This window comes from Butyricimonas muris (assembly GCF_046365375.1).
Taxonomy (GTDB): domain Bacteria; phylum Bacteroidota; class Bacteroidia; order Bacteroidales; family Marinifilaceae; genus Butyricimonas; species Butyricimonas muris.
Genome location: NZ_JBKEIT010000001.1, coordinates 269,406 through 295,072 on the forward strand (window position 1 = coordinate 269,406; position 25,667 = coordinate 295,072).

Consider the following 25,667-nt stretch of genomic DNA (forward strand, 5'->3'; position numbering starts at 1 on the left):
CTTTATTTCTGTTTTGGAAGCGGCGGGGGTGTTGTTGTCCATAAACTCTGTAAGTCAGCTTGCTCTCCGGCCGGAACCCACTCCGGTAATCCGTTTTTCCATACCAGAGACTCCCGGTTCAGAACTTGTTGCTTTACCAGTTCGAGTAATCGCGCGAGGTTATAGGGACCGGACTGTTGACCGTTGATGGCGACGTAGTACAGTGTTTCTCCCGGTAACGGCGGGGGAGTGGCAGGGGTATTCTGCCCGTTTTGTCTGTCCGACGGGTTCATCATGTTTTGAGTCATCTGTTGGGCCATTGCTATACCCGCTCCCAGACCGACGCCCATTCCGGCTGTGCCCGACGGATTCTCCGCGGCAGCTTCCATGGCTTTGGCGGCTTTTAGTTTAGTCAATTTATCTAAGTCGATTTTTTCCAGACGGCTGAGTTCGAATATTTCTTTTTTCACATCTTCGGGCATAGAGATGTTTTCAATCAGGAATTTCGTTACTTCCATGCCGTAGGCGGCAAAGTCACTTTGCATGTAACCGAAGATGGCTTCCGATAATTCGTTCAAGTTGGAAGCGTAACTCTCGATCGGTAAATTTGACTCTCCCGTGGCATCGGAGAAACGAGTGACGATGATACTCTTCAATTGTTCGCTGATATGCCGGGTGGTAAACGATTGGTTTGTGCCCACGATCTCCCGGATAAAAACGGGAGCATCGGTAATCTTGAACGAGTATATTCCGAATGCCCGTATTTCAACCATCCCGAATCGATTATCGCTTAGGATAATGGCGTTTTTTGTTCCCCATTTCTGGTCCAAGAAGTTTTTCGTGCTCACGAAGTAAACTTCAGCCTTGAACGGACTGTTGAAACCGTATTTCCAGCCCTTCAACGTGCTTAATATCGGGAGGTTCTCGGTGTTAAGGGTATAAGTTCCCGGGGTGAATATATCCGCTACTTGTCCCTCGTTGACAAAAACAGCCGTTTGTCCTTCCCGGACGATAAGTTTAGCGTTGTTTTTTATCTCGTTGCCATGTCTTTCGAAACGGTACACGATGGTGTCTTGGGTGTTGTCCAAGAATTCGATGATGTCAATAAACTCGCCTCTAAGTTTACTAAATAGCCCCATGTGTTTTATCTTTAGTGTTATTTTAATTTCACGTCAAAAGTATATTTTTTTGTGCAATGTTGTCGATTTGCTTTCTGTAAATTTATCTTTTTTCACGGAAATTCTCTCGTTATCCTAAGGTAATACTACCTTAACTTGCTTATAAGCCGGATGTCACGCGGTTATCGCGTCCTTTGCCAACGGGGGGATAAGAGGGGTAGAAGTATTTTGTGACGGGGTAGGGGTTGTATTACGGTAGGATTGCCTTGGAAATTCAACAGGTAGATTTATTGAATGTAGACAAGAATTTTCTGTTTAACAGATGTTGGTTATTGATATTTAAAATTTAATTTTATCTTTGCTTTTCCAAAGGATGTTGGATATGACAGATGAACAAAATACGGTGCAGCGACTAATTGCCGGGGATGTGAAGGCTTTCGAAAAAGTGTTTCGTGATTATTCCCGGGAGTTGTATTTTGTCGCGTTGGGATTAAGTCGTGATCAAGCGGTGGCGGAAGATGCCGTGCAGGAGAGTTTTGTTTATTTGTGGAGTCACCGGGAACAGATAAACGTGAAACATTCGCTCGTGAATTACTTGCGGAAAATGGTTAGGAATTACGTGTTGAATTATATGCGTCACCAGAAGGTGCGGGCGGAAAAGGAAGCGGATATTATTCGGGAACAGGTGTTCCTGAACGAAGAGGAGGAGGATATAACGCCAAAGATCGAGGCTATTCGCTCGATGGTTGATTCTTTGCCGGAGGGATGCCGCAAGATATTCGTGATGGCGGTAATCGAGGGAGTGAGTTATGCCGAAACGGCGGAATCCATGGGAGTTGCCGTGAATACAGTGAAATCTCAGGTCAGGATAGCCTATAAGAAAATAAAGGAGTCGGTGCAGAATAATCCCGACAATATGGCGCTTACTATATTATTTTTACTTTCCTTGAAAAAAATGTTATAATCTTTTCACCCTTTTCGATAGTTCGAGTGCATTTATAGTGTAATGATAAATGAATGTATTCATGAAAACGAAAGATGAATTGTTCGAGAGATTATGGAATGTATTGTATCCCAATGAGTATTCCCCGGAAAAGAAGATAGATTCGGATGTGCGGGAGGCGATAGAGAAGCTGTATGATTTGACGTCTATGCCGGAACCCGATTATGACGGGATATGGAATCGGGTGGTGAAAGACCCGGTTATCGTGCGGCGTCACAAGATACGGCGGGTATTAAGGTATGCTGCCGTGATTATTTTGCCGTTTATATTACTTTTAAGCGGGGTGTTCCTGTTAAATCGGGATAAGCCGTCCGGTGAAATGGCAGTGTCGTTTGAGCGTCCCAAGAATGCTATTCTTCTGACATTGTCCGACGGTTCGGAGTTGAATCTGAGGGAAATGCAACAGAAGTATCTGACTAGAGAGAGTACGGTGGAGATACGGCAGGATAGTACGAAGGGATTGGTTTATGAAACAAAAGCCGAGGATGACACGGTTCAGCGATATCATACTCTTGAAATTCCGGTAGCTGCCGATTTTCGTTTGCAGCTTTCCGACGGGAGCGTGGTGTATTTGAATTCCGGTAGTAAGTTGAGGTACCCGGTGACTTTCGGGGGAGCGGAACGGAAAGTGTACTTGGAGGGAGAAGGTTACTTTGAAGTGGTCAGAGATGAGGCTCATCCTTTTAAGGTGGAAGTCCGGAATATGGAAGTGGAGGTGTTGGGGACGAGTTTCAATATAAATGCTTACCCGGAAAAACCGGATGTACAAACCACGTTGGCGAGCGGTAAGGTACAAGTGACGAGCGGGACGAAACGGGTGGTATTGTCGCCCGGGGAACAGGCCGCGTGCGTGAATGGTGATATTCACGTGAGGGAAGTCGATGTGCGGGAGTATACCAGTTGGAAAGACGGTATGTTTATTTTCAACAAAATGTCGCTACGGGATATTATGATTCAAATGGAGCGTTGGTATGGTTTAAAGGTTACTTTTTTCGGTAGTGGAATCGAGGAGTACACTTTTACGGGGATGATTGATAAGAATCTGCCGGCAGCGGAAACATTTAAGGTGATCGAAAAGGTGGTAGATGTCCGTTTTTCTCTGAAAGACGGGAATGTAGTCGTCACCAGATTGTAATATAAAAAATTACCGATAGTTGTTGGTAGCGTCTATCGGTAAGTTTAATGTTCCGGTAATTTGTTGGTAGCAAACCCGGATATTGTCTAACTTTAAAGTTCAAATTTATGAAAAAAAAGCAATTACACGTTGCTAGGTCAAGTTTTTTATTAAAAAAAATGCTTCGTGTTATGAAATTAACATTTTTTATTCTGTGCGTGTGTTTTATACACGTGAGTGCGGCAACTTACTCTCAACAGCAGAAAGTGTCGCTAAAATGCGAGAACGAGGTACTTTCGAAAGTACTGAAAGAATTGGAGAAGCAGACGAGTTTGTATTTCTTTTTCAATGACAAGGCGTTGGACGTGGAACGTAAGGTTTCGCTTTCCGTGGAGGACAAGGAGTTGGGAGAAGTTTTGGGAAAGTTACTGGGAAAAGATTACCGGTGGGAGATCATGAATAATTTGATCGTGGTGACTTTCAAACCGATAACGGACGAGAAGAAGGAGATAAGGATCGTGGGGAAGGTGACCGACGAGAAGAAACTGCCACTGGCGGGCGTGACCGTTTTGGTGAAAGGATTAACCGTGGGTACCGCCACGGATATGGATGGTAAATACGCTTTGACGTTACCCCGGATGGAGGGTTTTTCTTTACTTTTCTCGTTTTTGGGTATGGAGACTCAAGAGGTGAAATACTCGGGAAAAGACACGATCAACGTGGTGATGCGGGAGGATGTGAAAAGCGTGGAAGAGGTGGTCGTGACAGGATATGCCAATATCAAGAAATCCAGTTTCACGGGTTCTGCCACGCAAGTGAGCCGGGAGGAGATATTGAAAGTGTCCTCTTTTAATTTGATAAGTGCCTTGGCGGTATTCGATCCTTCGTTGCGGTTGGTCAAAAATAACGAGATGGGTTCCGACCCGAATACCTTGCCGGAGTTTTACGTGCGGGGGCGTTCGGGAATAGCCAGCGTGAAGGAGTTGGATGAGATGGGAAGTTCTTCCAGTGTTGCGAAATTCGCTTTGACGAGCAATCCGAATATTCCTATTTTTATTTTGGATGGTTTCGAGGTGAGTGTTGAGAAGGTGTATGATTTTGATATTAACAGGATTGCCAATATTACAATTCTGAAAGATGCGGCGGCAACAGCCATGTATGGTTCCCGGGCTTCCAACGGGGTGATCGTGATTGAATCGGTGGCTCCTGCCCCGGGAGAGTTACGGATTAGTTATAGCGGGAATTTGAGTATTACCGCCCCGGATTTGTCGTCTTACAATATGATGAATGCCAAGGAAGCTTTGGAGGCGGAGGTGGCTGCCGGGTTGTTTGATTATGATCCGGGAGATACAACGACGGACCCTTTGTCACAAATAAAGTATAAGAATCAATATTACATAGAGAAACTTAATAAGGTTTCCAAAGGGGTGGATAATTATTGGTTGTCGCAGCCTTTGCGGACGGAGGTTAATGCTAATCATAGCGTTTATGTAGAGGGTGGAAGCGAAAGTATACGTTTTGGGATAGATTTGCGCTATAATAATCAAAATGGTGTGATGAAGGGATCTTACCGGAATCGATTGGGTGCCGGGGTTGCATTGGATTACCGGTATAAAGGGTTGCAGGTGAGGAATCAAACGACTTTTGATATTACGCGTACAAAGGATTCTCCTTACGGCACTTTTGCCGATTATACCCGGCGTCACCCGTATGACGAGTGGGTGGATAAAGACGGGAATTATGTACAAACGTTACCTGGTTATGGATTGACCGGAACGATAGAGAAAAATCCCTTGTATGAGGCACAGTTAGAAAACTACTCTAAATCGGGATATAAGGATTGGACGAATAATTTGACGGTAAATTGGTATATCAATAATTATTGGCAGATTAAGGGGCAATTGGCTCTGAATTATAATATTTCGGATACGGACAAGTTCACGGATCCGGCTTCTTCCACTTACAGCGTGACAGCTTCCGCTTTTACCAAAGGAGAGAGGAACTTGACTGAAACAAAGAGTTTTGGATGGAACGTGAACTTGTTTACATCGTATAACCGTAGTTTGGGGAAGCACAATATCAATTTGTCGGTGGGTATTAACGTGAAGGAGGATCAGAGAGGATTCGAGGAGTCTGCATACAAAGGTTTTCCCAATGCCAAACGTCACGCGATTTCTTATGCCTACGAGATCGTGAAGAAACCCACGGTAACGGATAATAAAACACGTTTGTTCGGTTTCTTTACCACGTTGAATTATAGTTATAATGATATTTATTTATTCGATTTTTCTTTCCGTGGTGACGGTTCATCCGAATTCGGGAGCGACAAGAAATGGGGACCTTTCTGGTCTTCCGGTGCCGGGGTGAATATCCACAAGTACGCGTTCGCCGAACAATGGAGTTTCTTGGATCAATTGAAGGTAAAGGCTACTTACGGACAGACGGGTAAGTTGAATTTCCCGCCTTATGCCGCCCGACATTCTTTCGAAACCAAGTTGGATCAATGGTATCCAACCGGAATAGGGGCAACTTTGATTGCCATGGGAAATGATAAGCTGACGTGGGAGAAAACGCTTTCTTGGGATCTGGGGATGGAAGTCGGTGTTTTTCATGGAATTTTGTTCGGTCGGTTTAACTGGTATAACCGGAAGACGATTGACGGGATCACGGATGTTTCTTTACCGGCTTCCGCGGGTTTTTCCAGTTACAAGAGTAACGCGGGAGAGATACAGAACAGGGGAATGGAGTTTTATCTGAACGTGAAACCTTATACTTCCAAGAAGTTGGATATCGTGATATACGGTTCTCTGTCACACAATGAAAATAAGATTCTGAAGTTGTCTAAGGCTCTGGAGGAATATAATGACCGGGTAGACGAGCATTTTAAGAAATATGCTAATGCCAATGCCAATTCCCCGTTGACTTCTATTTTGTGGACAGCGGATGATAACCGGGTGTACTCGAAGCCGGTGATGAAGTACGAGGCGGGTAATTCAACGACCTCGATTTACGGGATGAAGTCGAAAGGGATAAACCCGGCTGACGGGCAGGAAATCTATCTCAAGCGTGACGGAACTATCAGTTACGAGTGGTCAACTTACGAACAACAGAAGATAGGGGATACCGAACCTTGGGGAAATGGTTCGTTGGGTATTAATGTACGGTTTATGAATTTTACTTTCTATACTACATTTATGTTTGAATTCGGGGGTGACAAGTATAACCAGACGTTGGTGGATAACGTGGAAAATGTCAACTTGTGGCGGAATAACGCGGATCGCCGGGTGCTTTCCCAACGTTGGCAAAAGCCGGGGGATGTGACTTCTTTGAAGTCTTTGAAGGATCGTTATTATATTACCCGTCCGACTTCCCGGTTCGTGCAAAAAGACCGGACGTTGACGTTCAATTCGTTGAACGTGGGATATGATTTTAATCGTGGTTTAATTCAACGTATCGGTCTGGATATGTTAAGGCTTCAGTTTAGCATGAATGATATAGCCACGGTTTCTTCTATCAAGCGGGAGATGGGGTTAAGTTATCCTTTTGCCAGAACCTTTACTTTTACTTTAAATGCAAGTTTCTAATCTAAAAAATAGAGTGAAATGAAAATGAAGAGATTGATACAGTGGTTGTTGGTAGCGATGGCGTTGACATCGTGCAATGATTGGCTGGATATAAAGTCCGACAGTGTGTTACTGGAAGAGGAGATTTTCGGTGATTATACCGGGGTGCAAATGGCCGTGAACGGTGTGTACCGGGAAATTAGTGTCACGAATTTGTACGGGAAGAACTTGAGCTGGGGATTTACCAGTGCTTTAGCCCGAAATTACCTTACTTCCGGGTTGCCCACGGAGTTGGTGGAGGCTTCTAATTATAATTGGAAAAATTCGAGTGTACAGGAGGTGACGGAAAGTACATGGGCGAAAGCCTATAATGTGATAGCCAGTTGTAATAATATCATACAGCAGGTGGAGAAGAAGGATAGTTCTTTTTTTAATAACAAGGATATAGAGAAACAGTTGATTCTTGCCGAGATGCGTGGCTTGCGGGCGTTGTTGCATTTTGATATGTTACGCTTGTTTTGCCCGATGCCCTCGGGAACGAATCAAGGCAGTCCGGCTATTCCTTACGTGACGAGATATCCGGATCATCAGCCCGAGCGTATGACTATGGAGCAAGTGCTTGAGAATATCGTTTCGGATATGGAGTTCGCACAGGAGAAGTTGGGACCTTTGGATACCTTGAAATTCGCGGCATGGACGAAAGGGAGGCAGCATCGTTTCACGTCGGGAGCTCATGCAACCCCGTTAGGTGGAGATGATTTCCTGAATTACCGGGGGGTACGAATGAATTATTGGGGTGCAACCGCATTGTTGGCACGGATATACATGTGGATGGGTAACGAGGAGATGGCTTATAAAAATGCGGCGGCTATCAAACGATTCGTGGATACGGGATGGTTTAAGTGGACACCTGCCAATAATCACGGGAATTACGATGCATATCCGGAAATGTCCGATCCCAAACGCTGGGAAGAGCTTCTGTTGGGATTCTATAATAAAGATAATCTGGAGAATTTCGAGAAGGTAGCTTCGTATGCTCATTATTTTAGAATGAATGAAATGGAGAAACTTTTCGGGTTGGAAACGGATGATTATCGTTATAAATTTTATAACCGGTATAATGATAATCACCGCTATCTGGTGTGGGAGCGTCCGATTGCGTCCATAACTAATATGAGTGGTACCGTAACCACGAATATTACCCATCAGTGTCCGCTTATCCCGATAGTTCGTTTCCCGGAGATGTATCACATCATGATCGAGTGTCTGATTAACAAGGGACAGATCGTGGAGGCGAAAGAGTTGTTTGCCACGTTGAGAATCCAGCGGGGGGTGAAGGAGTATGCTTTGCCGGATGATCCGGATGACTTGAAGGAAAAGTTGGTGTACGATATGATTCGCGAAGGGTTGACAGAGGGACAAACGTTTTTCATGTACAAGCGATTGAATCATGATATTTTTAACGGGGATAGGGATATTCCGATGACAGCAGATAAGTTTATTGCCGAATATCCTAATAATGAAACGTCTTATTAATTTAATGGAAGAATTTATGAAACGAATACTATTGATATTAGGAATGTTGTATCTCTTTTCGGGTTGTGAACGAGAGCATATCATGACTTACGGTAATGATGCTTATATTCAGTTCACGGATAGGATGGCGGATTCTTTAGAGGTGTCTTTTACTTTTTACCCGAACCAAGATACGATAGATTACGCTTTAGGCGTGAAATTAGTTGGGCATCCGGAAGAACGGGAGAGAGAGTACAAGGTCGTTGTCGTGGATGATTACACGACTGCCGCCCCGGGGAATTATATATTACCGGAACGTTGCGTGTTGGGAAAGAACGAGGAACAAACCGAGTTGGTGGTAAAGATTATTAAAACTCCGGATTTGCAAACGACACCGGTAAGGTTGACCGTGCGTCTGGAACCGACCCGGGATTTTATGCTTGGGGAGACATCTCATTCCGCTCGAATCCTTTGGATAAATGATAAGATTTCTCAACCGAGTTGGTGGAATAACACGATCATAAATAGTTATTTGGGGACTTATTCCGATGAAAAGTATCGATTGTTTATCAAGGTTACCGGGATAGGGTACTTGGATCCGGATGATGCCGTGGAGTGTCGTTACAACGCGTTGCTTTTGAAAAAGTATTTGAATGAAAAAGAGGCAAACGATGAAACCGTGTACGAGAAAGACGGACACACGAAAATGACTGTTACAGTAATAGGGGGTTGATTAAATGGAATATATGATGAGAAAAACGATTATATTTTGGGGAATAGTGTGCTCGTGGTTATTAAGCGGATGCTACGAGGACAAGGGTAATTATGATTATATTGAAGTAAACGAGGTGACTGTTACCGTGAAACCGGCGAACACGTACACGATTTACGGTTATCTCGGGGAAGAACTTACGGTTGTCCCTGAGTTGACATTTCAAAATCCGTCGGATACACTGGAATTCGATTATGCTTGGAAACTTGATACAACGGTTATTTCGCGTGAACGTGTGTTGAAGTACACGCATGAGGGGAAATGTGCGATTTATTCGCTTAATCTATTCGTGACGGATCGGAAATCCGGGCAAGTATATTATGACCGTAACGGGGTGGCTTTGCAGATAGATTCCCCGTATAAATACGGTTTCGTGCTTTTGGCGGAAAAGAGCGACGGGACGACGGAGCTTCATTTTTTGCGATTGGAAAAGCCTACGGATAAGCCTTTTTATTATACTCCTTTTTACAATCTTTACACTTCCTTGTACCCGGGGGAACCTTTAGGACGGAAACCTTATTACATCGCGGAGAATTTCACAAGTCCTAATAACGGAGGAGACGAGTTAACGATACTTCAAGAAGGAGGGGGATGCGTTTCTTTGAACGGGGCGTTGTTGAATAAAGAGGTTGCCTTGGAGGAAGAATTTTACGGTGGTTACCCGAAAGGGGTGAATCCGAAGCTTTTGTTGTTCGGTAATGTAGTTGACTTGATGATAGGTGATGACGGGAAAGCTTATTCCCGGTATATTTATCCACAATCAACTCAGCCGACGGGTTTTCATCTGACTCGTTTTATGAATATACCCTTTGATTTTGACAAGGCAAATACTTATATTGACAGGATTATTCCCGCTACTTATTTTTGGGTAGGGTTACAGTTGATGCATGATAAAGCGAATAATCGGTTTGTGGCTATTGCTGCTAATAGTGATCCGTCGGCAGGGTCACAGGGAGTCATTCGGGATAATTCGACAAATCCAGATGAGTTTGTGAATTTGACGAATTTTGGCGAGTATTCTTTGATTTGGGCGACCTGTGAGAGGGGTGATTATAGTACAGGACATTACCGGTGTATATTCAAAAAGGATGACGAGTATTATGTTCAAAAATTTTCGTTGACTAAAGAGTATTCTTACGTGACAATGAACGTATCGAATAAAGGTAAGTGGTTGTTTGCCGGTTCTGATATTGTATCCGATCGCACGGTGTACGCTATGTTGAGAAATGGAAATTACATGTACTTCGCGGAAGGAAAGTCTTTGTATTATTGCGAGTTTCGTGCTGAAGCCGAGGGAATGCGACAGATCGTGAAGAAAATACATGATTTTGATAGGAATGTTATACATTTAACCCCGGATTATAGTGGCGAACGGTTGTTGATAACTTTGGAAGGAGGTAAGTTATTTATATTCTACACGATAGATCAAGTGTTGGGTTCCCCGGATCCGTGGGCCGCGGGAAATATGTATGAATCACCCGATAACGTTGACTTGGGTGAGATCAAACAGGTGATATTCAAGTACGGGAATTTTTCGAATAGCAGTGGTGGGAGTGCCCCGTGGTAGTATATTTTGAGTAGGGGATTTCCCCTACTCTTAAAATTCTATTTTTTAAGGTTAAAGATATGAAGCCAGAAAAATATTCTGGCTGGGAATGTTGTGTTTTTTATGTATATCTGTTGTATGTGGAATGTGTGTGATAAATATTTGTACTATACAGTGAATATGGGGTGCTCGTTGCGAGAGTAAGGTGGTTAGACGAGATTTTCAAGAAATCAGTATATACGTATGATAAGAAATTATGAATATTGATAATAAATTTATGCAAGAATCTATTTTAAAGATTGAACACTTGTCTCATCGCTATAATATTCAATGGGCGGTAAGGGATATTAGTTTTGAAATACCCAAACGAGGAATTTACGGGTTATTAGGCTCAAATGGGGCGGGTAAATCGACCACGATGAATATTATCAGTGGGGTAATCAAGCAAACGGAGGGAAGTATTTTTATTAAAGGTGTTGATGCTCGAAAATCATCGATTGATGCAAAGCGTCATATCGGTTTTCTACCTCAAAAGCCTCCTTTATACGGGGATTTGACCGTGGAGGAGTTTTTACGTTATTCAGCCCGCTTGCGTTGGGTTTCAAATCAAGAACTAAAGTCATCCGTGGAAGAGGTCTTATCCCGTTGTGGTATTACCCATTTCCGAAAACGTTTAATAAAAAATCTTTCCGGGGGATACCAACAACGTGTGGGGATTGCACAAGCCATAATCCATAAACCCGATATTGTGATATTTGATGAACCGACTAACGGATTAGACCCTAATCAAATTATGGAGGTTCGCCATTTGATAAAGGACATTGCGCAAGAGCGCACGGTTATTCTCTCCACTCATATTTTACCAGAGGTGCAAGCAACTTGCGATCACATCATGATGATCGAGCAGGGAAAGCTTGTTTTCATGGGTACCGTGGATGAATTTGATAACTATATAGTTCCTAATACGCTCTATCTTTCTATGATGGATCCTCCTGCCATGGAAGAATTGAATAATTTAGAAAACGTGCTGGGTGTGGAAGAATTAGGGGAAAGGAAATTCCGTGTTCGTTTTAATGATGCTCAAGGAGCTATTGATGATATTGTAAAGCAATGTGCAATTCATGATTGGCATTTATCGGAAATTAGAGTGGAGAAAAGTTCTTTGGATAAAGTATTTTCAGAATTGTCTAAAAAAGTGCAATAAAAGAATAGGGTTATGTTTAAAATGATATTTAATATAGCGAAAACGGAGTTACAGATGCTGTTTTATTCTCCTGTCGCGTGGTTTATATTGGTTGCTTTTGGTATACAAGCCGGAATGTCGTTTGCCGGTCAACTTCAAAATACCGTGTATTCTCAAGAAATGGGATATATCCCTTATGGATGTACGCAACGCCTTTTCTCTGTTTACTGGGGGGGCGTTTTCGTGACGATGCAGAAATATTTGTATTATTATATTCCTCTTCTGACCATGAGTTTGGTTAGCAAGGATTTGAGTAGTGGGGCTATTCGTTTATTGTATTCTTCCCCGATCACCAATTTCCAGATTATCGTGGGTAAGTTTTTCTCTATGATGATTTATGCCCTCGTTATGATTGGTGTGCTTTTTTTACTTGTTTTGTGTAGCTGGGGATTTGTCAAAGATTTTGACTTGCCTTTGGTGTTGACCGGTTTGTTGGGTTTGTATTTGTTGATTTGCGCTTATGCGGCAATCGGTATTTTTATGTCTTCATTGACATCGTATCAAATTGTTGCGGCAATCGGTACTTTGGCAGTGTTGATGATATTGAATATGGTTGGCGGATGGTGGCAGGAGTACGATTTTGTACGGGATGTAACCTATTGGTTGGCGATATCCGGACGATGTGGTAAATTCGTGAGCGGGTTAATTTGTAGTGAAGATTTACTTTATTTTATCATAGTTATATGTTTATTCTTGGCATTAACGATTATTCGTTTAAATGCCGTACGGCAAAAAATTCGCTTTTCGATCACGGTAGGGAAGAATCTTGGTGTGATTTTTTTGAGTTGTTTTTTAGGTTATCTTTCCTCGCTTCCTTTAATGAGAGTGTATTATGATGTAACGGAAACTAAGCATAATACATTGACACCTAATAGCCAAGAAATTGTGGCGAAATTGGACGGAGGGGTGACTATTACTACTTATATAAATGTTCTAGAACCCGGTGGGGCATGGTTTGCCGCATACAATTTTTTAAAGCCGGATATGGAGCGTTTTGATCAATATTTGCGTTTCAAGCCGGATATGAAATTGAAATACGTGTATTATTATGACGAAACCCCGAATCCCGATCTGGATAGACGTTTCCCGGATAAAACGTTGCGAGAAAAGATGTGTGAAATATGTAAGGTGTATGGGTTGGATTCAAATAGATTCATGAGTCCGAAAGAAATTCGTGCAAAAATAGATCTGTCGGGAGAAAAAAATACTTTTGTCCGTCAAATAGCACGAGACAATGGAGAGAAAGCATGGTTAAGGATATACAATGATATGCAGCGTTTCCCGACGGAACGGGAGATTTCAGCCGCCTTTAAACGGATGGTAATGAAACTTCCGATCGTGGGAATGGTCGAAGGACACGGGGAACGGAGTTTCACCGGGGGAAAGGATCGGGATTATAGTTTGTTCGCGAGCGAAAAAACATTTCGCAACGCTTTGATGAATCAAGGGTTTGACGTGGAGAGTGTTTCTTTGAGCGGGCAAATTCCGGAAAATATCAATATTATTGTGATTTCTGATATGCGTGAATGGCTGACTCCGGAAGAAGAGGTTAATTTGCAGCAATATATTGATCGTGGCGGGAATTTATTTATTTTAGGAGAACCAAAACGTCGGGAGATCATGAACCCCCTTTTTGCTAAGTTCGGTTTCGAGATGACTGAGGGCGTGTTGGTTAAACAAGATTCAAGTCTTCAAGCGGATGTTATTCTTTCTTATCCGACGAAAGCAGCCGTTGATAGTATTTCTTATGAATTCGAGCGGATGTATACGCGTAAATTCGTGTTGTCGACACCGAGTGTTGCGGGATTGGAACAAGTTGCCGATAAGGGATACAAGGTAATTCCTATGTTCAAGACGGATACAACGGGAGTTTGGAATGAATTGGAAACAACTGATTTTATTGATGATGCGGTTCGTTTGAATCCCTCGATAGGAGAGATTGAAAAGCATTTTTCAACGGTAGTAGCATTATCCAAGAATATTGGGGATAAAGTACAAAAAATTATTTTAACGGGTGATGCGGATTGTATCAGTAATGGTGAGTTCGGACGGAGAATCCCCGGGAAGCAAGCATCGAATTACACGTTGATCGCGGGTGGGTTTTATTGGTTGTCAAATGGGGAGGTGCCGATTGATATAAGACGTCCCGATTTGCCGGATGATAAAGTGTACGTGAATAAGACAGGGTATGAGGTAATTAAATGGTTATTTGTAGCTATTGTACCTATGCTTTTGGCTTTCGGGGGTATTTTCATTTGGATTCGTAGGAAAGGAAGATAGGTTGAGTACCGCAAATGGAAGATTTTATTGAATAGCAGATAAAAATAGATAATTATTTTAATAATTATAGAGAGATGAAGAGGTTGCTTATAATTTTATTTCTAGGGATGATTTCTATACAATTCATGTATGCTCAAGATAAATCGCTTTATCAGTTGCAACAGGAATTTGTGGATTTGCGTTTCGGTATGTTTATTCATTTTAATATGCCGACCTATTTTAACGAGGATTGGCCTGACCCGGATGCCTCGCCAGCACTTTTCAATCCGACCAAGTTGGATTGTAAGCAATGGGCGAAAGCGGCGAGATCCGCGAATATGACTTACGGATGCTTGACAACGAAGCATCATAGCGGATTCTGTATTTGGGAAACCAAAACGACAGATTATAGTGTCACGAATAGTCCGTTTAAGCGTGATGTGGTGAAAGAATATGCCGATGCATTCCGGGCAGAAGGTTTGAAAGTGATGCTTTACTATTCTATATTGGATATGCATGCCCGGTTGCGTCCACATTGTATCACTCCGGAGCATGTGGAGATGATCAAAGAACAGATTCGTGAATTACTCACGAATTACGGGGAAATTACCGCTTTGATTATTGATGGGTGGGATGCTCCATGGTCCCGAATCTCGTATGATGAAGTTCCTTTTGAGGATATTTATTGTTTGGTTAAATCGCTTCAACCCCATTGTCTGGTGATGGATTTGAATGCCGCTAAGTATCCGGCAGAGGTGTTGTTCTACACGGATATAAAATCTTACGAGCAGGGGGCGGGGCAACATATTTCTAAAGAAACCAATCGTTTGCCGGCATTATCTTGTTTGCCGTTGCAAGCAAATTGGTTTTGGAAAGAGGGTTTTCCTTCCACGGCAGTGAAGAATCCGGAAAGAATGGTGAACGAGAATATTATTCCGATGGGGAAGGTGTATTGTAATTTTATTTTAAATGTGGCACCCAATAGGGATGGGCTTATGGATGCCAATGCGTTGAAAGCGTTGAAAGAAATCGGTAAACTTTGGAAGAATGATGGTCAAGTTGCTATACTTCCCGAGACAGAGGAGCCGATTATTTCTTCTAATATAGCTAAATTCAAACCTGCCGAAGGGTCGTGGAGTAGTGATTATGCTATTATGGATTTTGCCAATGATGATAATTTCGGTACATGTTGGAATTCCAATCCGGAGGTGAAAACTCCGTGGTTTACAGTGGCTTTTGAACGGGAACAACCTTTCAATATGGTGGTTGTCACAGAACGGAATAATGACTGTATGCAGGAGTATCGTGTGGAGTATCGCGTAAATGGCGTGTGGAAAACAATTTACGAGGGAAAGGCTCTCGTGAGCTCACGAGTGAAAATCCATCGTTTTGACACGGTGTGGGGAGATGCCGTGCGGATAACAGTATTGAAGTCTAACGGGACGCTTTCGATAGCAGAATTCGGCGTTTATTGTGAACGTTGTAGATTTTAGATAGTGTCCCCAAAAGTGTGTAAATTCCATAATAATTCATTTTTGATATTGAGCATTACAAAAATAAAAATTATTGGGATTTACACACTTTTTGATACACTATCTTTAGGTGTAGTCGTGTCATTAGCGAGTCGATGAATTAGTTACTTTCGTGAAAAGGCATAAAAAAACTTCGGAATTAATTTCCGAAGTTTTTTTGCGGTCTGGACGGGACTCGAACCCGCGACCCCATGCGTGACAGGCATGTATTCTAACCAGCTGAACTACCAGACCTAATTTTGAATGCGTGAAAACAACCTCTGTTATTTTCTTTTGCGGTTGCAAATATAATGCATGTTTTTGATTCTGCAATGGTGAGTAGAAAAAAAATGAAGATCGTGTGACTCGTGAAGTTTTCAGGATTCGTGTGGGAATATCATGTGTTATTATATGATTAATAAGTTGTTGGATTGTTTATTTTTGTTTTTGGCTTTAGGAGGTAAAGGGCATGAATATGTTAAAATATACTTTAACACAATTTTTATTTGTGTTTTGTGTAACGTTTTTACAGGAGTTACCGTATTTTGAGGTATGATAAACAAGCTATATATTAGCAAATAATCGACAAAATTATAAATAATGTAGAGAGTATGAAAAAGACATTTTTTATGCTGCTGGTAGTGGTTTTGCCTTTAATCGCTTCAGCACAACAAGTGAAAGAGACTGTTATAGTAGAAGAAGAAGCCGGTTCATGGCGAGGATTCGTTACTAATCGCTTCTGGGATAATTGGTTTATTTCGGCAGGTGCCGGGGGACAGGTTTACTTTGGGGAACGTGATCACCATAGCCGTTTTGGAAGACGTATCACTCCGGCGTTTAATATAGCCGTGGGGAAATGGTTCATGCCAACTTTCGGTGTGAGATTGCAAGCCGGGGGATTTACTTTAAAGGGATTAACGGATGATCCCAATAATATTTATGCCAAAGGTGCGCCGGATAATCGCGGGTTGTACAAACAGGAATGGGATCAATTTAACATACATGTTGACGGTATGGTGAATTTAGCCAACTGGATAGGCGGTTATCGTACGGATCGTTTTTATGAAACTGTATTTTTGGCCGGTTTTGGTATGGCGCACGCTTACACGGGAGGCGGTAGTACCAAATTTATGTTCGTGAGTGGCATTAATAATAAATTCCGTATTTCGGATGCTTTCGATTTTAACTTGGATATCAACGGGCATCTGGTGCCGCAGGAGTTTGATGGTCAGGTGGATAATCATCGGGCTGAGGGATTCGTGAGTGTGACCGTCGGGTTTACTTATAAATTCAAGGATCGTTTCTTCAGAAAAGAAAGAAAGGAAATCGTTAACACGGGTGTTTCTCCCGCGATGTTGACCGCGGCTGAATCTCGTTTGGCTGATGCTATCAGTAGAATAGGACAATTGGAGGATGAATTGGCACAAGCTCGCCGGAAAGAACAGACCCCCGTGGTAAAACAAGAGGTGGAAGCCCCCGCTTTGTATGTATTCTTTGCTATCAATAAAGCAAATATCGACAAACGTCAAATGGAGAATTTGAAATCTTACGCCGAGATCATCAAGAAATCTCCGGACAAGAAATACAAAGTATTCGGTTACGCGGATAAAGCCACGGGTTCGGCTGCATTCAATCAGGCATTGAGTGAAAAACGGGCTCGTAACGTTGCCGATATTCTCGTCAAGAAATTTGGAGTGAATGCAAACCAACTTCAGGTTGTCGGCAAAGGCGGAGTCAGCGATTTCTCGGACAAAGCAATGAACCGAGTTGTAATAGTGGATTAGTAGGGTATCGGGTAAAAACGGGCAAAAATATCGGGGTGTCTTGACATCCCGATATTTTTTTACCTGTTTTTTAACTTTCCGCTTTCGGCTTTTAATTGTATCTTTGCAACTTGAATAATTAAATAACTGAGAAATGATAACAAAAAATAAGCATGTGACCGTGAGCTATGAGTTGAGAACAGCAGCGGATGCAGAACCAATCGAGATCGCGGATGCAAGTACTCCGTTGGAATTTATTTGCGGACAAGGACAGACACTCGAATATTTCGAGATGAACCTGTTGAACTTGAATACCGGAAATTCTTTTGATTTCAAGATTCCGGCGGCTAACGGGTACGGGGAGGTAAACGAGGACATGATTGTAGAATTGCCTAAAGATATATTTGCCGAGGTAGAGGCTGACGAATTGCAACCCGGTAACACGTTACCGATGCAGGATAGTCTGGGACGTCACTTGAACGGTACGATTGCCGAGGTGGGCGATGATTTCGTGAAAATGGACTTCAACCACCCGATGGCAGGTAAAGATTTATATTTCAAGGGTAAAGTATTAGCGGTAAGAGATGCGACCGACGAGGAACTGGAAGCCTTGCATTCACACAAATGCGGCGGGTGTCACGGTTGTGGCTCTGACGACGGCGGATGCGGTTCAGGTTGCAGTGACGGTTGCTGCCACTGATACAATTGAAAATGGAAAATTGAAAATGGAAAATTAAGATTCACGTGATCTTGATTTTCCATTTTTTTTCATACATTTGATTCCCTTATTAACCCTTGGAGATTGTATTATTGACAGTGATTCGTTCATTTTCAATTTTCAATTTTCAATTTTCAATTGCATTCAATGAACACGATCGGGAAGTTATACACGCTGACATCATTCGGGGAATCGCACGGGGAGGCGATGGGAGGTATCGTTGACGGTTGTCCGGCAGGGTATATCCTGTCGCCGGAGGAAGTGCAGCGAGAACTGGACAGGCGCAGACCCGGACAATCGGATTTGACAACGGCACGGGCGGAGCAAGACCGTGTAGAGTTTCTCTCCGGCATATTCGAGGGCAAGAGCACGGGGATGCCGATAGGTTTTATCGTGCGTAATCAAGACCAGCGAAGCCGGGATTACGAGGCGCTGAAAGAGGTGTATCGCCCTTCTCACGCGGACTATACCGTGGAGGCAAAATACGGGATTCGGGATTACCGGGGAGGAGGACGTTCTTCTGCCCGTGAACACGTGGCTCGTGTCGTGGCTGGTGCCATAGCGAAACAGGTACTGCGGACTCGCGGTATTTCGATTCAGGCTTACACCTCTCGAATCGGTCGCGTGGAAGTGGATAAATCGTACACGGAATTGGAACTGAACCGGGTAGACGAGAGTGCGGTACGTTGCCCCGACGAGCGGATTGCCCGGGAGATGGAAACTTTAATACGGGAAGTGAAGGCGGATGGGGATAGCGTCGGGGGCGTGGTGAGTTGCGTGATCCGGGGACTTCCGGCGGGAGTCGGTGAACCCGTGTTTGATCGTTTTCAAGCTCGTCTGGGGTATTACATGATGGGAATAAATGCTGCTAAAGGATTCGAGTACGGGGAAGGTTTTCATGCCGCCGCGATGCGGGGAAGCGAGCATAATGACGTGTTCGTGACCGAGAACGGGCAGATTAAACCGCTGACCAATCATGCCGGGGGAATATTAGGCGGTATCACTAGCGGGGCGGACGTCTATTTCCGGGTAGCTTTCAAACCGGTAGCGACAATCGGGAAGGAACAGCAAACCGTGAACCGTTCGGGCGAGGAAATCCGGTTTTCCGCTCACGGGCGGCATGATCCTTGCGTTGTGCCTCGTGCGGTTCCGGTGGTCGAATCCATGGCGGCTATGGTGGTGCTGGATATGTTGCTGGAGGCGGGGCGGTTTTAGTTAGTTCATAAGGTTCATAAAGTTCATAAGGTTTATAGACCCCGCGGGCGCTTGGTCTACGGCAGCAAAGCTGCCGATAAATATTGTCCGAAGGACACCCGTTACTTTATAAACTTTATGAACTTTATAAACCTTATGAACCGTGGCAAAAGCATTTTGACGCTTTTGCCACGTAATTTTTAGTCGTCCGTTTGTTTGATTTGGATATAATCTTTATTACTTTTGTAGAAATTAAATATCATTTGTTATGGCAAGTATAAGAAGATTGAAGAAAGATGTTGATTACTTGACTTTCGCGGTAATCGCTGATTGTATGAACTACAATTCTACCACGGAGAAGAATGACCCTGAGGTTGTCAATATCGTGAAGGACATGGTTGAATATAGAAATGAAGTGAGAAGCAAGATTTCCGGTCGTAAGTCTTTTAACGACAAGAAAGAAGCGAAAGCATACTATAAAGGGATTTCTATCGATTTGTTGAAAACGATAGATGGTGAATTTACTCGTTTGAGCGAGCTTATCAAGAAGAATGCTTAACTAATCGGGAAGACCTTATAGACTTTAAGGACTGAAAAGAGGCTTTTAAACGGCCTCTTTTTTTAAATGATGCAGGACGAGATTATTTTACCGGGAATAGCGAAAGTGAAAGTGAGGCGGGGTATGAATATCCGTTTCCTCTCGGTGCGTATGGCACCGGGCAGAGGCGTGTGGGTGAATGTCCCTTACGGGGTGAGCGGGCGGAAAGTGGAAGAATTTGTCTTTTCGCAACAGGAATGGATCAAGACCAATCTCGCGAAGATCAAAACTTACGAGAAAGACACGGGAGTGGGACTGGGAATGGATTCCGAGGTGAAGACTAAATTCCACGTTTTGAAGGTACTCGCTTGTGACGAGCCGCGTCCCCGTTACAAGATAGAAGGCACAGAAATTCGGTTGTATATTCCCCGCGATACCGATTACGCGAAAATAGCCCCTTACGTGGAGAGTTTCCTCGTGGAGGTATACCGCATGGAAAGCAAACGATATTTGCCGGGCAGGGTGAAGGAATTGGCGGAGCGCTTCGGTTTCCGGTACAGGGATTTATCTTTCCGGAACAATATATCGAACTGGGGAAGCTGTTCCGCCGAGGATAACATCAGTCTGAACGTGAAACTCATGAAGTTACCCGACGAGATTATCGATTATGTCATCCTGCACGAGCTTTGCCACACGGTGGAGAAGAATCATTCCGCCGACTTTTGGTCGTTAATGAAGAAAGTTTGTCCCGATTGCATGAAACTTCGCGGGCGGTTGAGGGAGTATAATACACGGGTATAAATGAATTTGATTATGGAAGAAAAATATTGTTATCAATATCCTCGTCCGGCGGTGACCACCGATTGCGTTATTTTCGGTTTTGACGGGCAAAAGTTGCAGGTGTTGCTTATCGAACGGGGAGGCGAACCGTTCAAGGGAAGGTGGGCTTTCCCGGGAGGCTTCCTGAACATGGACGAAACGGTTGAAGAGTGTGCTGCCCGCGAACTGGAAGAGGAAACCGGGATGAAAGATGTTTTCGCGGAACAGTTCCATGCTTTTTCGGCGATAGACAGGGATCCCCGGGGAAGAACGATCACGGTCGCTTTTTACGCTTTGGTAGATCCCCGCGGTATGAAAGTTTCGGGGCAGGATGACGCGGCGGATGCCCGCTGGTATGATATCCTCGAGATGCCTTCTTTGGCTTTTGACCACGAGGATATGTTCCGGAAAGCGCTGCAACAATTGAAAGTGAAAGTTTATTTGCAATTAAGTGGTTTTGAACAACCGGACAAGCGTTTCGCCGCGTTCGATTTGAAACGGGTACAAACGTTGATTCCTGATAAAATATAATCCTATGGAGAGATTGAAAATTATAGAAGCGGATATTACCGTGTTAGACACGGACGCTATCGTGAACGCTGCCAATTCTTCGTTGTTAGGCGGTGGAGGTGTCGATGGAGCCATTCATCGGGCGGCGGGAAAAGAGTTGCTGGCTGAATGCCGGACTTTAGGCGGGTGCAAGACCGGGGAGGCGAAAATCACGAAAGGGTATAACTTGAAAGCCCGGCACGTGATTCATACCGTGGGACCGGTTTATTCGGATGGGCAACACGGGGAACCGCAACTTCTGGCTGCTTGTTATCGCAACAGTCTTGAGTTGGCGGCGAAGAACGGGTTGAAAACGATAGCATTCCCCTTGATTAGCACGGGTGTTTACGGTTACCCGATGGAGGATGCCGCCCGGATAGCACTTCGGGAAATAATGACTTTCCTGATAGCACATCCCGATTTTGAACAGGTCGTCGTGGCTTGTTACAATCATCGGGCACGTGAAATCGTGGAAAGCGCGAAAATGAACATGCAAATTTAAAATCTTACAATAACATACTGGATATTATGCAAGAACTTGTAAAAGAAATACGTGACGTGTTGGCGGAGGTGAAATACCCCGGAACGTCGAAAAGTATCGTGGCACTGGATATGGTGCAGAATATTAAGGTAGAAGACGGGCAAGTGAGCTTCCGTCTGGTATTCCAGAAAGCGAACGACCCGTTCGTGGGTGCGGTAAGCAAGAAATGCGAGGCTTTGCTGAAGGAAAAATTGAATTACACGGGGGTACGGGTTGAAACGGTTTTCGTGCATGACTTGGAGAAACCTTTAGCGTTGGAAAAAGTGAAACATATCTTGGCCGTTTCTTCCGGCAAAGGGGGAGTCGGTAAATCTACCGTCGCTTCCAATCTGGCGGTTGCTCTGGCTAAATTGGGTTATAAAGTGGGACTAGTGGACGCGGATATCTTCGGTCCTTCCATTCCGAAGATGTTCGATTGTGAAGATGCCAGTCCTTATATGGTTGAAGTCGGCGGGAAAGAGTTGATTGATCCCGTGGTTAAATACGGGGTGAAATTACTTTCTATCGGTTTCTTCGTTGACCCTAATTCCGCTACCGTGTGGAGAGGTCCGATGGCTTCCAATGCCTTGAAACAGATGGTTGAGGGTGGTTTCTGGGATGAATTGGACTTCATGTTGATAGACCTTCCCCCGGGGACGAGTGATATTCACTTGACGCTGGTACAGACGGTAGCCTTGAGCGGGGCGATCGTGGTAAGTACCCCGCAGCAAGTGGCACTGGCGGATGCCGTAAAAGGTATTAATATGTTCGAATCCCCCGGGATACAAGTTCCCGTGTTGGGAGTGGTTGAAAATATGTCGTGGTTTACTCCTGCCGAATTGCCGGATAATAAATACTATATTTTCGGTAAAGAGGGCGCGAAGAAACTGGCTGACGAGAAAGGATTGCGTCTGTTGGGACAAATTCCTATCGTGCAGAGTATCATGGAAGGGGGAGAGGCAGGTACGCCCGTCGCCTTGGACGAGAACACGGTTACCGGCGAGGCATTCCGGGATTTAGCCCGCAATGTCGTGGCGGCGGTAGAGGAAACCGGGGAAACCGCTCACCGGGTTAGAGTAACTAAAGGATAAAGAATAAGAGGAATAAGGTTTATAAAGTCCCGATACCTGTATTCAGGATGTTTGGTAACTTTATAAACCTTATAAACTTTATGAACTTTATAAACTATTTCATTCATGGTAATTAGAAGTGCTGCCGGAAAACCTTTGTTTGGAGATGTTATACAGCGTAAGCGTTATTTTTATGCTATGTTGATGATATTGCTGATGATCGGTGTGGCAGAATGGTTGGGAGAGAAGGAAATTATATTTCCGGAAATGGCGGCACTGACAATCGGTATGTGGATCGTGGATAAGCGGGTATGGCAGGTGCGTCGTTTGCTTGTTGTCGTGTTAATGACGCTTGGTGCCGCGGCCGGAGTTTGTATCGTGCGTTATTCGCCGTTGCCGTTGATCGGAAACCTTGCTTTAGCGTTTTCTTGCGCGGCAATCGGGTTGACTTTGACCCGTTCCACGCTTGTCCCTTTGGTGTCTGCCTGTATGTTGCCCGTGTTGTTGGGAACGGAGAGTTGGGTGTATCCATTGGCGGTACTCGTGATGTCTTTGATCGTGATTTGCGGGCAATGGTGGATGGAAAGAAAAGAATTGAGGACAATGGTAGAGTTTGTTCCCGCGGAGAGGGGGCGGGGGGAGCGGTTGCAACGTTGGTCGCTTTTGCTTGTCAGCATGCTCGCCGTTGCTTGGTTAGCGATTTACACGACGAATCTTTACTTTATTCTTCCACCGTTGATTGTTACCTACGTGGAATTTGCCAATTCTAAAGCGGGGTTTCGCGACAGACCGGTGCAAGTGTTATTAGTTCTGTTTATGGCGGCAATACTCGGCGTGACATTCCAGTTTATCGGGCATTATTATTTCGGTATCCCGGAATTTATAGTTGCTTTTATGATATTTGTTTGCCTGTTCACGCTTTTCGAGTTCCTTGGAAAGTTCTTTGCTCCCGCCGGAGCGGTGGCTCTGATTCCGATGATTATTCCCCGGGAGGGGCTGTTGTGGTTGCCTTTGCAGGTAATTGTAGGGGCTGCAATATTTATCGGGTTGGCGATGATATGTTTCCAAAGATGTTTGGCTTGGCCTAGGGCACAGTTGATAGTCTGTCTGATTCCCCCGTTTATTCGGGATCTTCGGAAAAGAATATGATGATTTTATAGGTTTTATGGACTTTTGTACCGGAGAGTTTCATTGCAAACACGGGTGATATCTTTGTTTTCCCGTGCAAATTTTTAAGATGCAAGACTTTTTTTTGAAACATAACAAAGAGAAATTTCACGCTCGATTCCTAAATAGTTTCTGTTAAAATAAGCTATATGATATAAATTATATATTATTCATATTTATAGTTTCTTTATAGCATCTCCTATTCAACTCCCATTCAACTCCCATTCATCCCCTATTCCAATTATAAAAATATAGTATTTTATTAGGAATTGAATAAAATTTGTTATATATTTGTTGCCTGTTATTTTAAACTAGGATAATAGTATAATTGCCGTGTATCGCAGGAATACTTGAGGTGTACGGCAGCATGTTTAACGAAATAAAAGAAAGAATGGCGACATTGGACGGCTCTATTTTAGATGGTGCTTCAGGTAAACTTGATGGTTACGTGATTTACAAGGTCGGGAAGAAAACGCACGCGCGCAAGGCACCCAAGACCATAGCGAATCCCCGGACAGAGGGGCAGACGGCGCAACGCTCCAAGTTACCGGGAGCGCAGACGATGCACCGGGCGACGAGGGGAAGCGTGCTGGAACGGGTGTACACGATCGTGGCACGGGAAGAGGAACGGCGTTCGGGCTACCATTGGTTCCTGCACGCGAACATGAAAGTGTTCGGGGTGAATGATTACGTCGATTACCCCCGTCTGGTTCTGGCGGACGGTAGTTTACAATTGCCGTTCGGGATGCGAATGGTGAAAGGGGATGCGGGGAAGGTGGAGATGGAGTGGCTGGATAATACCTCGACTGTCACGGCACAATCGACAGACCGGTTGATGGTGGCAGCTATTTTTGACAACGAGCCATATCAACCCGTGGTGTTGGAGAACGTGACGGGATGTCGCGCTGACGGGCGGGGTGTTGCGAGTATCCCGGGAGGGGAATGGAACGAGGTTCACCTGTACTGTTTCTTCGGGGCGGCTGACGGACGGCGTTATTCCCCGTGCATGTATTTCTCTGTTTGTAAATCTTAAATCATCACGGTAATGGCTACATTCAATCCTACTATATTTCAAGATATCTCGGGTTCCGTGGGGAACGTGACGACGTATAAGTTGGGCGACAAGCACGTGGCGCGGGCGAAGGCGTTCGAGGTGAAGGACGCGAAGACGCCGGCGCAGTTGAAACAGCGTACCCGGGTGAGCGTGATCACGAAACTGCGGCGTAGTTTTAACGCCGCTTTGGAGACAGGGTATTGTTCTTCCTCGAAGAAGGTTTGCCTGAATTGTTTCATGAAGGATAATGTCGGGAAAGTCGAGGTGGACGATGATATGAACGTGACCTTGGATTTGTTGTCGCTTTCCCTGTCGGGTGGAGAACTCAACATTCCCCGGGTAGGGGCAGAAATAGAAGCGAACGAACGGCAAGTGCTGTTCCGGTGGGAACGGCAACCGTTGATGCCTCGTGCCGCGAAAGACGATCGTTTGTTCGGCGTGGTGTACGAGCGGGTGTTGCAACGAAGTCGGCTCGTGGAGTTGGGAACGAGGGGAGAGAGTGGCGAATTGGCATGGATGCTGCCCGAGGAGTGGGATGCGGGGCAACTGGTCGTTTACGGGTTTGCCGCCAGCGCCAACGGGCGAAAGGCATCGGGGACGCTGGGAATATTGGGGTAATATATAAATAAGGCTTTATCAGTTGAATTTCAGT

21 protein-coding genes and 1 tRNA gene are annotated in these 25,667 nt (G+C 44.3%); 20 read left to right on the forward strand and 2 right to left on the reverse strand.

The genetic code is table 11. The annotated features are described in order from the left end of the window. Positions 1–2: 2 nt before the first annotated feature. Positions 3–1,118 (reverse strand): SPFH domain-containing protein, encoded by a 1,116-nt coding sequence (locus tag ACK8P8_RS01105; protein ID WP_369860007.1) that lies wholly within the window; start codon positions 1,116–1,118, stop codon positions 3–5. A 361-nt stretch (positions 1,119–1,479) separates the two neighbouring features. On the opposite strand from ACK8P8_RS01105, the gene ACK8P8_RS01110 reads away from it, so the two are divergent. From ACK8P8_RS01110 to ACK8P8_RS01150, 9 genes are all read left to right on the forward strand, one after another. Further along, on the forward strand, positions 1,480–2,061 hold the full coding sequence (locus ACK8P8_RS01110) for an RNA polymerase sigma factor (protein ID WP_369860008.1): 582 nt from the start codon (positions 1,480–1,482) through the stop codon (positions 2,059–2,061). A 61-nt stretch (positions 2,062–2,122) separates the two neighbouring features. Further along, positions 2,123–3,235 (forward strand): FecR family protein, encoded by a 1,113-nt coding sequence (locus ACK8P8_RS01115; RefSeq protein WP_369860009.1) that lies wholly within the window; start codon positions 2,123–2,125, stop codon positions 3,233–3,235. Positions 3,236–3,405: 170 nt separating this feature from the next. Further along, positions 3,406–6,798 (forward strand): SusC/RagA family TonB-linked outer membrane protein, encoded by a 3,393-nt coding sequence (locus ACK8P8_RS01120; protein WP_369860010.1) that lies wholly within the window; start codon positions 3,406–3,408, stop codon positions 6,796–6,798. A gap of 18 nt (positions 6,799–6,816) precedes the next feature. Then, entirely contained in the window at positions 6,817–8,313 is a 1,497-nt protein-coding gene (locus tag ACK8P8_RS01125; RefSeq protein WP_369860011.1) for a RagB/SusD family nutrient uptake outer membrane protein, read from the forward strand. A 16-nt stretch (positions 8,314–8,329) separates the two neighbouring features. Next, positions 8,330–9,025 (forward strand): DUF4843 domain-containing protein, encoded by a 696-nt coding sequence (locus ACK8P8_RS01130; RefSeq protein WP_369860012.1) that lies wholly within the window; start codon positions 8,330–8,332, stop codon positions 9,023–9,025. A gap of 13 nt (positions 9,026–9,038) precedes the next feature. Then, positions 9,039–10,631 (forward strand): PKD-like family lipoprotein, encoded by a 1,593-nt coding sequence (locus ACK8P8_RS01135; RefSeq protein WP_369860013.1) that lies wholly within the window; start codon positions 9,039–9,041, stop codon positions 10,629–10,631. 256 nt (positions 10,632–10,887) lie between these two features. Then, positions 10,888–11,814 (forward strand): ABC transporter ATP-binding protein, encoded by a 927-nt coding sequence (locus tag ACK8P8_RS01140; RefSeq protein WP_227214992.1) that lies wholly within the window; start codon positions 10,888–10,890, stop codon positions 11,812–11,814. Between the two features lie 12 nt (positions 11,815–11,826). Next, positions 11,827–14,133, forward strand: a complete 2,307-nt coding sequence (locus ACK8P8_RS01145) for a Gldg family protein (protein ID WP_227214954.1) — start codon at positions 11,827–11,829, stop codon at positions 14,131–14,133. 107 nt (positions 14,134–14,240) lie between these two features. Then, the gene (locus tag ACK8P8_RS01150; RefSeq protein ID WP_370645573.1) at positions 14,241–15,605 is read left to right on the forward strand and encodes an alpha-L-fucosidase; all 1,365 of its coding nucleotides are present in this window, start codon (positions 14,241–14,243) and stop codon (positions 15,603–15,605) included. Between the two features lie 199 nt (positions 15,606–15,804). Here the strand turns inward: ACK8P8_RS01150 and ACK8P8_RS01155 are convergent. Beyond that, positions 15,805–15,878, reverse strand: a tRNA-Asp gene (locus tag ACK8P8_RS01155). Between the two features lie 356 nt (positions 15,879–16,234). Between ACK8P8_RS01155 and ACK8P8_RS01160 the strand changes: the two genes are divergently transcribed. The 11 genes from ACK8P8_RS01160 (at position 16,235) to ACK8P8_RS01210 (ending at position 25,633) form a co-directional block, all read left to right on the forward strand. Beyond that, the gene (locus ACK8P8_RS01160; protein ID WP_227214931.1) at positions 16,235–17,407 is read left to right on the forward strand and encodes an OmpA family protein; all 1,173 of its coding nucleotides are present in this window, start codon (positions 16,235–16,237) and stop codon (positions 17,405–17,407) included. A gap of 133 nt (positions 17,408–17,540) precedes the next feature. Further along, on the forward strand, positions 17,541–18,086 hold the full coding sequence (locus tag ACK8P8_RS01165) for an FKBP-type peptidyl-prolyl cis-trans isomerase (RefSeq protein WP_099292802.1): 546 nt from the start codon (positions 17,541–17,543) through the stop codon (positions 18,084–18,086). Positions 18,087–18,251: 165 nt separating this feature from the next. After that, positions 18,252–19,319: a chorismate synthase gene (aroC, locus tag ACK8P8_RS01170; RefSeq protein WP_292271389.1), complete on the forward strand. Its 1,068-nt coding sequence runs from the start codon at positions 18,252–18,254 to the stop codon at positions 19,317–19,319. Positions 19,320–19,566: 247 nt separating this feature from the next. Beyond that, positions 19,567–19,857 carry a hypothetical protein gene (locus ACK8P8_RS01175; RefSeq protein WP_099292798.1) on the forward strand — a complete coding sequence of 97 codons (291 nt, stop codon included), beginning with the start codon at positions 19,567–19,569 and terminating at the stop codon, positions 19,855–19,857. A gap of 66 nt (positions 19,858–19,923) precedes the next feature. Continuing rightward, positions 19,924–20,637 carry a M48 family metallopeptidase gene (locus ACK8P8_RS01180; protein ID WP_369860014.1) on the forward strand — a complete coding sequence of 238 codons (714 nt, stop codon included), beginning with the start codon at positions 19,924–19,926 and terminating at the stop codon, positions 20,635–20,637. Between the two features lie 12 nt (positions 20,638–20,649). Continuing rightward, positions 20,650–21,186, forward strand: coding sequence for an NUDIX domain-containing protein (locus ACK8P8_RS01185; RefSeq protein WP_227214925.1), 537 nt, complete (start codon positions 20,650–20,652; stop codon positions 21,184–21,186). Positions 21,187–21,190: 4 nt separating this feature from the next. Further along, the gene (locus ACK8P8_RS01190) at positions 21,191–21,706 is read left to right on the forward strand and encodes an O-acetyl-ADP-ribose deacetylase (protein WP_099292794.1); all 516 of its coding nucleotides are present in this window, start codon (positions 21,191–21,193) and stop codon (positions 21,704–21,706) included. Between the two features lie 26 nt (positions 21,707–21,732). Then, the gene (locus ACK8P8_RS01195; protein WP_099292792.1) at positions 21,733–22,815 is read left to right on the forward strand and encodes an Mrp/NBP35 family ATP-binding protein; all 1,083 of its coding nucleotides are present in this window, start codon (positions 21,733–21,735) and stop codon (positions 22,813–22,815) included. A gap of 105 nt (positions 22,816–22,920) precedes the next feature. Beyond that, on the forward strand, positions 22,921–23,943 hold the full coding sequence (locus tag ACK8P8_RS01200) for an HPP family protein (protein ID WP_369860015.1): 1,023 nt from the start codon (positions 22,921–22,923) through the stop codon (positions 23,941–23,943). A 409-nt stretch (positions 23,944–24,352) separates the two neighbouring features. Then, positions 24,353–24,994: a DUF6266 family protein gene (locus ACK8P8_RS01205; protein ID WP_369860016.1), complete on the forward strand. Its 642-nt coding sequence runs from the start codon at positions 24,353–24,355 to the stop codon at positions 24,992–24,994. Between the two features lie 12 nt (positions 24,995–25,006). Continuing rightward, the gene (locus ACK8P8_RS01210; protein ID WP_369860017.1) at positions 25,007–25,633 is read left to right on the forward strand and encodes a DUF6266 family protein; all 627 of its coding nucleotides are present in this window, start codon (positions 25,007–25,009) and stop codon (positions 25,631–25,633) included. The last annotated feature ends 34 nt before the right edge of the window (positions 25,634–25,667 follow it).